The organism is Nocardia sp. NPDC004604 (assembly GCF_040609795.1).
In the GTDB taxonomy this organism is placed as follows: domain Bacteria; phylum Actinomycetota; class Actinomycetes; order Mycobacteriales; family Mycobacteriaceae; genus Nocardia.
The window spans coordinates 1-7,433 of the sequence record NZ_JBEXLC010000248.1 but is presented as its reverse complement, the minus strand read 5'-3'; the positions used below and the strand labels follow the sequence as shown (position 1 = coordinate 7,433).

Below are 7,433 nucleotides of genomic sequence, written 5' to 3'. Positions count from 1 at the left end.
GGTGGTCGGCTCGTGCGGGAAGGTTTGGCACCGGGTGTATATCCGTTCAACTGCTGAGGCTTGTGCTTGCGGTGCATGCCCTTCTATTGCGCGGATGTGAGACGGGCCGCGAACGGTCGCTCGTAAGACTCGCTCCGCGGTGGTCGGCTCGTGCGGGAAGGTTTGGCACCGGGTGTATATCCGTTCAACTGCTGAGGCTTGTGCTTGCGGTGCATGCCCTTCTATTGCGCGGACGCGAGACGGGCCGCGAACGGTCGCTCGTAAGACTCGCTCCGTGGGGGTCGGGGTGCGGCAGCGGTCCGATTCAAGCGACGTGTGCCGACAACCAGTTTCGCCAGTCGGCGACCAGATCGGTGCGGCTGGTGCCGAGGACATCGCGCATGATGCGGTCCTCGCTGGCCGGGTCCTGTTTGCCTGCGGCGATGCGGCGGTAGAGCTCGACCAGGCGTGACCGGTCGAACTTGTCGGCGATGAATGCGCAGACCGACCAGCCCTGCTCATAGGCCGCGACGGCGCCGGTTCCGGCGAAATCGACGTCGGCCGGGAGATCGCGTGGGATATCCCCGGCGCGGACCCGGGTGGCCACCGTCGGCGCGATATCGGCGAAGCGATGTCCGGTGCCGAGGTGGGCCACGAATTCGGCGAAGCCCTCGAGCATCCACTGCGGTGCGCCGTCGACGGTCTGGGCGCGGGCCGCGATATGGGTGAGTTCGTGACGAAGCAGCGTGCGCATGCCGTCGCGGTCGAGGCGGCGTCCGGCGTCGGCGCTGAAGACGACGCGCTGCCCGGTCGGCTGGGTGCCCGGCACGAACGGGTCGGCGACCGAGGCCGCGGCGACATCGGCGGGCATATTGGTCGAACGCACCAGCGCGGCGAACTCCGACGGATTCGATGCGACCACCACCAGCGCGGACTGGGCCCAGCCCGCACCCCAGACGTCGGTGACGGCCGTGGTCGCGGTGGCGAGTTCGCCAGCGAGGATATCGATTTCGGCCCGTTGCGCGGGATGACCGACGACCAGTGACTCCTGGTCGTTCCCGGTCGGCACCTGTTCGGTGACGAGCTGTCCGAACGGTTCGAGAGTCCGGCGGACCGCGGTCAGGCGCGCATCGTCATCGGCCGCGGCGCGCACACTGCCGATCGAAGTCGGCTGGGCCGCATGCAATTTCGGCAGTACCCAATTCGGCACCACCAGCAATGCGCCACAGGTGCCGGTCAGCACGATCACCATCGCGACCGTGGCCACGAATTGGAAGCGTCGCCGCACGAACAACCACGTGCGGGCGCGCCGCAAGCTACTCATAGCCGATCAGTATCGCCGAGCCGAGTGATAAGGCGTCGACCCCAGGGGTGCGACGGCGACCGGAACGCCGAACGTCGACGCGTGCAGCATGAGTCCATTGCCCGCGTAGATGCCGACATGGGAGATATCGGAGTAGAAGAACACGACATCGCCGGGTTGCAGATCGTTCTTGTCCACCGGGGTGCCGTAGGAGGCCTGCTGGGAACTGGTCCGCGGCACATCCTTGCCGACCTGTTTGAAGGCCCACTGCACGAGTCCGGAGCAGTCGAACTGGTGCGGTCCGGTCGCGCCCCAGACGTACGGGTCGCCGATGCGGGTGAGTCCGGCGGCCAACGCGCTGGTGCCACTGCCGGGAACCAGGCCGTGCAGCAGGGTGTCGGTATCGAATCCGGGCGGGAAGGGCGATCCGGCCAATGCCGATTTGTCCTTGGTGGACAACTGACCCCAGGCCTCGACCACCTGCGCGATGGACCCCGACAGGACCGAACGCTTGCGCTCGAGATCGGCGCGCACCTGATCGGCCTTATCGGAGGCGGCGCGGGCGGTGTCGGCGGCGGTGCGCGCGGACTTCTCCGCTTCGGTCGCGGCGGCGGTGGCCCGCTTATAGAGATTGAGCTGCTCGGAGTTCTTCGCCGAGATCACGTCGATGGTCGACATCTGGTCGAGCAGCCGCTGCGGTGAATCGCTGAGCAGGACGGCGGAGAGCCGGTTGGTGCGTGCGCCCTGATAGGCGGCGATCACGGTGCGATCGATGATCGGCTGGAACTTGCGGACTTCGTCGCGCGCCGCATCGGCGGTCTGCGTGGCATCGGCGAGTTTGGCGTCGGCCTCGTGCAGGGCGGCGAGTTTGGTGTCGAGATCGGCCTGTGCACCGAGCGCCTGCTGATTGAGCTGTTCGGATTCGCGCGACAGGTCGATCATGCGCTGCACGGCCTCGCTGGCCGTGGTCGGCAGGGCGGCCGGATCGGCCCCGGCCGGACTGCCGCTGTAGAGTGCCGCGGCCAGGACTCCCGCCGCTAATGTCCCTCCCACCAGACGTTTCGTGCGATGTCTCCGGTGATGTGTCACAGCGCGCCAGGCCCGTTTCTCTCGTGAAGCGACTTCTCGCCTCCGTGAGCTGCGGCAACGTTTTCCGCGGACGCCGCAACCCGGGAAGGTCTCGATTAGGTTACGGAATGGCGTAGGTCCGTGTCCAGTAGGCCACAAAACGATCACCTATGCCATCCGGACGCCCGGCCGTCGGGACGGCCGGGCGCGGAGATCGGAAGGGTCGCTCTAGAAGCGGCGAGCACCCGCGACCGGCATCGAAGAGATCGGCGCGAGCTTCACCGGGGTGCCGGAGGTGGAGGCGTGGACGATATTGCCGTCCCCGGCGTACAGGCCGGAGTGGCTGCCGCCGTAGAACGACACCAGGTCGCCGGGCTGCAGATCGGCGAGGGAGACCGGGGTGCCAGCGGCGAGTTGCTCACCGCTGGTGCGCGGCAGCTCCAGGCCGGCCTGCTCGTAGGACCACTTGACCAGGCCGGAGCAGTCGAAGGCGTTCGGGCCCGCGGCGCCGTAGACGTACGGGGCGCCGAGCTTACTCATCGCGGCGTCGAGGGCGACATCGCCGAGGGACTTCTTGGGAGCCAGGAAGGGCAGCGGCGCCGGGGCGCCGGGCACCTCGATGCCGGGGATACCCTGCGGGATCGGGATCTCGTTCGGAATGTCGAACGTGCCGACGCCGGGGATGGTGACCGGCTGGGCCGATGCGGGCGCGGCGGGCAGCAGGAGGGCGCCGAGCGTGGCAGCTCCGACGGCTCCGGCCGCGACGGCACGCTGTGCATGTCGCTTGACGGTGTTGGTCGCCATGGTGCGGTTCTCCCAATCTGCCCCACGACGCCGCACCCGGTGGTGCAGCGGACTTCTGTTCGGACACCGTCGGGTGGTGCGCCGGACTCCGTGAGGTCTCGAAAAGGTTACGAACGCATCACGGTGGTTTGTAAAGTCGAAGAGATCCGAAATGGCGATGCTCAACAAATTTGCCGAGGATTATGTGCGAGATATGTCACAGCAATCACGAAACAATAACGACCGGCAATTATCCGAGGGCGTCGTCGTTGCCGCCGAGCGTGGGGCCAAGTGACGGCAGCGCGTCCCAGACGCGGTGTTTCTCAAGATTTGCCCAGGTCAGAATGGTATATCGAACTGCTATCGATCGGGTGGGTCGAACCGATCGGTCTTTGCCGGCGCCTCGGTGGCAGCGCGCCGAGGGGTCGACTCCAGACCTCCGGGCGTGTCCGGCCGATTGATGCAATTTTTAAATTGATGTGACCTGCATCACTTTTTGGTGTTCTAGATCATTTTGTGGGAATCGGAGCGAAATCCTCGTCGCGCAATTCGGTATTTCCGTCGCGAAATCCGAGGTGGCGTTCCCGGGCGTTCCTGTCGTACCGAGGCCCTACGCTGCACGCCGTGCCAGATCCGACGCCGCGCCAGGCCACCGCACGGCAGCTGGCCTTCGACGAGCTCGAGACGCCGCTCTACGACACCACCTTCGTGGTCGTCGACCTGGAAACCACGGGCACCAGCCCGGACGGCGATGCCATCACCGAGATCGGCGCGGTGAAGGTGCGCGGCGGCGAGGTGCTCGGGGAGTTCGCGACGCTGGTGAATCCGGGGCGCGCCATCCCACCCGCGATCGTCCAGATCACCGGGATCACCACCGCGATGGTCTACGAGGCGCCCCGGATCGAGGCGGTGCTGCCGGGTTTTCTCGAGTTCGCCAAGGGTGCGGTGCTCGTCGCGCATAACGCTCGCTTCGATATGGCATTCCTGCGCGCCGCCGCGGCTCGCATGGATACGCCATGGCCGAGCGGACCTGTGGTGTGCACGGTGAAGCTGGCGCGACGCGTGCTCGCTCGCGACGAGGCACCCTCGGTCCGGCTCGGCGCGCTCGCGCCGCTGCTGGGTGCGACCACGCAGCCGAACCACCGTGCCCTCGACGATGCGCGGGCCACCGTGGACGTGCTGCACGCCCTCATCGGCCGGGTCGGCAATCTGGGCGTGCACAGCCTGACCGAACTGCTCGACTATCTGCCGAATGTCACGCCGCGCCAACGTGCCAAACGGGTCCTCGCCAATGATCTGCCGTCGAGTCCCGGCGTATATCTCTTCCGCGGGCCCTCGGATGAAGTCCTATATATAGGGACAGCGGTGAATCTGCGTCGCCGGGTGCGCAACTACTTCACCGGATCCGAAACCAGGGGCCGGATGAAAGAGATGGTGTCGCTTGCCATTCGAGTCGACCACGTGGTGTGCGCGCACGGCCTGGAGGCCGGGGTGCGCGAACTGCGACTCATCGTCGCGCATACCCCGCCCTATAACCGGCGCTCGAAATTTCCCAAACGCGGTTGGTGGATCACGCTGACCGAGGAACCGTTCCCCAGATTCGCGATCGCGCGCACACCGACCGCGGATGCGCTGGGCCCCTTCCCTTCTCGGACCGATGCCAACGATGTCGCACTCACCATCGCCGAGCACAGCGGCCTGCGCACCTGCACGACGCGACTGCCACGCGACGGTCGCCACGAGTGCCCGCCCGCCGTGGTCGGCGGGTGTCCGGCGGCCGTCGATGGCAGCCCTATATATAGAGAGGAATACGAACCCGCTGCGGCGGTCGTTCGGGCGCTGTTCGCCGGGCATGCGGATGCGCCGCTGCGCGCCATGTTCGACCGCATCGAAACCCACTCGCACGCCGAATATTTCGAGGCCGCCGCCCGATTGCGCGACCGGACCGTCGCGGTAGTTCGCGCCCTGCAGCGCACGCAACGACTGTCCGCGGTAGCGCGGATCGCCGAATTGATCGTGGCGCATCCGGACGGTGCGGGCGGCTGGGAGTACGCGGTGATCCGGTACGGGCGGCTGGCGGGGGCGGGGACCTCGGTGCGGGGTGTGCCGCCGATGCCGGTGATCGAACGCATTGTCGCGGCGGCGGAGACCGTGCTGCCGGAGCTTGCGCCGCCGCTGCGCGGCGCGTCGCCGGAGGAGGTCGGACTGGTCACGCGGTGGCTGGGGCGGCCGGGCGTCCGGATCGTGCGGACCAGTGACGGATACGGCGAACCGATCCGCGGGGCCGCGCGCTGGGCGGGGTGGGCGGAGCTCGCCGATGCGGCTCGCGCCCGACTCCCGGAGCAGGACGCCGAACTCGCGGAGTACCTGCGCGGCGACCGCCTAGGCTGACAGCCATGATTACCGCGATCGTGATGATCCAGGCCGAGAACGCCCGCATTCCCGAGACCGCGCAGGCGGTCGCCGACACCGAGGGCGTTACCGAGGTCTATTCGTGCGCGGGCGATATCGACCTGATCGCGATCGTGCGGGTGCGCGACCACGAGCAGATCGCCGAGGTGGTGACCGGCCGCATCGACAAAACCCCCGGCGTCGCGCGGACCACCACCCACATCGCCTTCAAGTCCTACTCCAGCGCCGACATCGAAGCGGGCTTCTCACTGGGCGAATGAGCGCAGCGGCCGAGGTCGGGGACCGCACTTCTCATGGGCTGGTCGCAGGGTACGGATCCGAGGAGTCCCCGCACGAGCAGGCGCGGGGCTCAGGGGACCAGGATGGAGGAGCCGGAGAAGGTCCCGGAAGCGCCGGAGAGGAGCACGGCGCTCGCTTCGCCCTTGCATCCGACCAAGAGGTAAACGGTGACGGCGGCGTCCGTGTGGTTCTCGATGGCCAACGGGGCGGCGCTGCCGCCGATCTGCACACACCCGGACGGCGCGTGGTACACGGTGCCGTTGACGACAAGGCTGCCCTGCGCCGCGTGTGCAACGGGTCCGGTGGCAACCGCCGCCGCGATCGCCAGCACGCCTAGTGCCGCGTAAACGCCCCGCTTCATGTCTGTCTCCTAGCCGCTAGAGACCGGCGGTGTAGGCCCGACGTCGAGCACGGGGCAACGCCGGATGCCGTCGTCACTGTAATCGCTTCGGCCGGGCGGTGCTGACCTGCGGCGCACGATATTCGTCGGGCGCGGCGCAGGTCAGTTGTCGGCGAGGGTATTGGTGAGTTTGGCCCAGCGGTCGAGGAGGGCGGCGGATTTGCCCGCGTCGATGGCCTCGGCGGCGCGTTCGATGCCCGCCGCCAGTACGTCGTGCACATCGGCGTCGGGATCGCCGATGCCGCGCGACAGCTCGTAGGCGACGATGGCGGCGGCGGAGTTGAGCAGTACCGCATCGCGCACCGGGCCCGCGGTACCCGCGAATACGCTGCGCGCGACGCCCGCATTGACCTCGGCGTCGCCGCCGCGCAGCGCGTCCAGATCCACCCGGGCGATGCCGATGCGGGTCGGGTCGATGGTCGTCTCCCGCAGTTTTCCACCCGATACCACCCATGCGTCGGTGGTATCGGAGGTGGTGATCTCGTCGAGGCCGTCGTTACCGCGCACCACGATGGCACTGGCGCCGCGTTCGGCGAAGACCCCGGCGATCACCGGAAGCAGATCGGGAAACGCGCAGCCGACCAGCCCGGCCCGTGGTTGCGCGGGGTTGGTGAGCGGGCCGAGCACATTGAAAACGGTGGGGATGCCGATCTCCTTGCGGGCGGGACCGGCGAAGCGCAGCGCGGGGTGGAACAGCGGCGCGAAACAGAAGCCGATGCCGACCTCGCGCACGCAGCGAGCCACGGACTCGGGTCCGAGCGCCAGCTTCACGCCCAACGCCTCGAGCACATCGGCGCCGCCGCTCTTCGAGGAGGCCGCGCGGTTGCCGTGCTTGACCACCGGAACCCCGGTCGAGGCCACCACGATCGAGGACATGGTCGAGATGTTCACCGAACCGGACCGGTCGCCCCCGGTCCCGACGATGTCCACCGCATCACCGTCGACATGGACCAGACGGGCGTGGCCGAGCATGCCAGCGGCCATTCCGGACAGTTCCGCGGGAGTCGGGCCCTTGATCTTCATCGCGACACCGAATGCGGCGATCTGAGCCTGCGTGGCATTGTCGGTGAAGATCTCATTGATCACCCATGCCGTATCGTCCGCCGCCAGATCGCCACCTTCGGCAATGGTCCCGAGCACCTGGGGCCAGCTGCGCGCGCTCATGCCTGCGCCTCGCCAGCGCTCGGCTCCGGCATGACCGTGCCGGGC

The 7,433-nt window shown here is 67.8% G+C and carries 8 protein-coding genes; 3 read left to right on the top strand and 5 right to left on the bottom strand.

All coding sequences use genetic code 11. The features are described 5' to 3' along the window. Positions 1-304 precede the first annotated feature (304 nt). The 3 genes from ABZW16_RS42210 to ABZW16_RS42200 all read right to left on the bottom strand — a co-directional run bounded on the left by ABZW16_RS42210 (position 305) and on the right by ABZW16_RS42200 (position 3,154). Positions 305-1,303, bottom strand: coding sequence for a hypothetical protein (locus tag ABZW16_RS42210; protein ID WP_354961781.1), 999 nt, complete (start codon positions 1,301-1,303; stop codon positions 305-307). Positions 1,304-1,309: 6 nt separating this feature from the next. After that, complete coding sequence (locus ABZW16_RS42205; RefSeq protein WP_354961780.1) at positions 1,310-2,335, bottom strand: NlpC/P60 family protein; 1,026 nt, start codon at positions 2,333-2,335, stop codon at positions 1,310-1,312. Between the two features lie 243 nt (positions 2,336-2,578). Next, entirely contained in the window at positions 2,579-3,154 is a 576-nt protein-coding gene (locus ABZW16_RS42200; protein ID WP_354961779.1) for a C40 family peptidase, read from the bottom strand. 151 nt (positions 3,155-3,305) lie between these two features. Between ABZW16_RS42200 and ABZW16_RS42195 the strand changes: the two genes are divergently transcribed. The 3 genes from ABZW16_RS42195 to ABZW16_RS42185 all read left to right on the top strand — a co-directional run bounded on the left by ABZW16_RS42195 (position 3,306) and on the right by ABZW16_RS42185 (position 5,805). After that, entirely contained in the window at positions 3,306-3,428 is a 123-nt protein-coding gene (locus tag ABZW16_RS42195) for a hypothetical protein (RefSeq protein WP_354961778.1), read from the top strand. A 329-nt stretch (positions 3,429-3,757) separates the two neighbouring features. After that, on the top strand, positions 3,758-5,524 hold the full coding sequence (locus ABZW16_RS42190; protein ID WP_354961777.1) for a DEDD exonuclease domain-containing protein: 1,767 nt from the start codon (positions 3,758-3,760) through the stop codon (positions 5,522-5,524). A 5-nt stretch (positions 5,525-5,529) separates the two neighbouring features. Beyond that, positions 5,530-5,805, top strand: coding sequence for an Lrp/AsnC ligand binding domain-containing protein (locus ABZW16_RS42185; protein ID WP_354961776.1), 276 nt, complete (start codon positions 5,530-5,532; stop codon positions 5,803-5,805). Between the two features lie 89 nt (positions 5,806-5,894). Here ABZW16_RS42185 and ABZW16_RS42180 read toward each other — a convergent pair whose 3' ends face one another. Together ABZW16_RS42180 and trpD are read right to left on the bottom strand one after the other, a co-directional pair. Beyond that, complete coding sequence (locus ABZW16_RS42180; protein WP_354961775.1) at positions 5,895-6,185, bottom strand: hypothetical protein; 291 nt, start codon at positions 6,183-6,185, stop codon at positions 5,895-5,897. A gap of 141 nt (positions 6,186-6,326) precedes the next feature. Next, entirely contained in the window at positions 6,327-7,388 is a 1,062-nt protein-coding gene (gene trpD / locus ABZW16_RS42175) for an anthranilate phosphoribosyltransferase (protein WP_354961782.1), read from the bottom strand. Between the last annotated feature and the right edge of the window lie 45 nt (positions 7,389-7,433).

What these genes read in the sequence shown, in the direction of transcription:
- trpD (WP_354961782.1), bottom strand. Translation starts at nt 7,388, where the DNA reads ATGAGCGCGCGCAGCTGGCCCCAGGTGCTCGGGACCATTGCCGAAGGT.
- ABZW16_RS42185 (WP_354961776.1), top strand. Translation starts at nt 5,530, where the DNA reads ATGATTACCGCGATCGTGATGATCCAGGCCGAGAACGCCCGCATTCCC.
- ABZW16_RS42195 (WP_354961778.1), top strand. Translation starts at nt 3,306, where the DNA reads ATGGCGATGCTCAACAAATTTGCCGAGGATTATGTGCGAGATATGTCA.
- ABZW16_RS42210 (WP_354961781.1), bottom strand. Translation starts at nt 1,303, where the DNA reads ATGAGTAGCTTGCGGCGCGCCCGCACGTGGTTGTTCGTGCGGCGACGC.
- ABZW16_RS42200 (WP_354961779.1), bottom strand. Translation starts at nt 3,154, where the DNA reads ATGGCGACCAACACCGTCAAGCGACATGCACAGCGTGCCGTCGCGGCC.
- ABZW16_RS42180 (WP_354961775.1), bottom strand. Translation starts at nt 6,185, where the DNA reads ATGAAGCGGGGCGTTTACGCGGCACTAGGCGTGCTGGCGATCGCGGCG.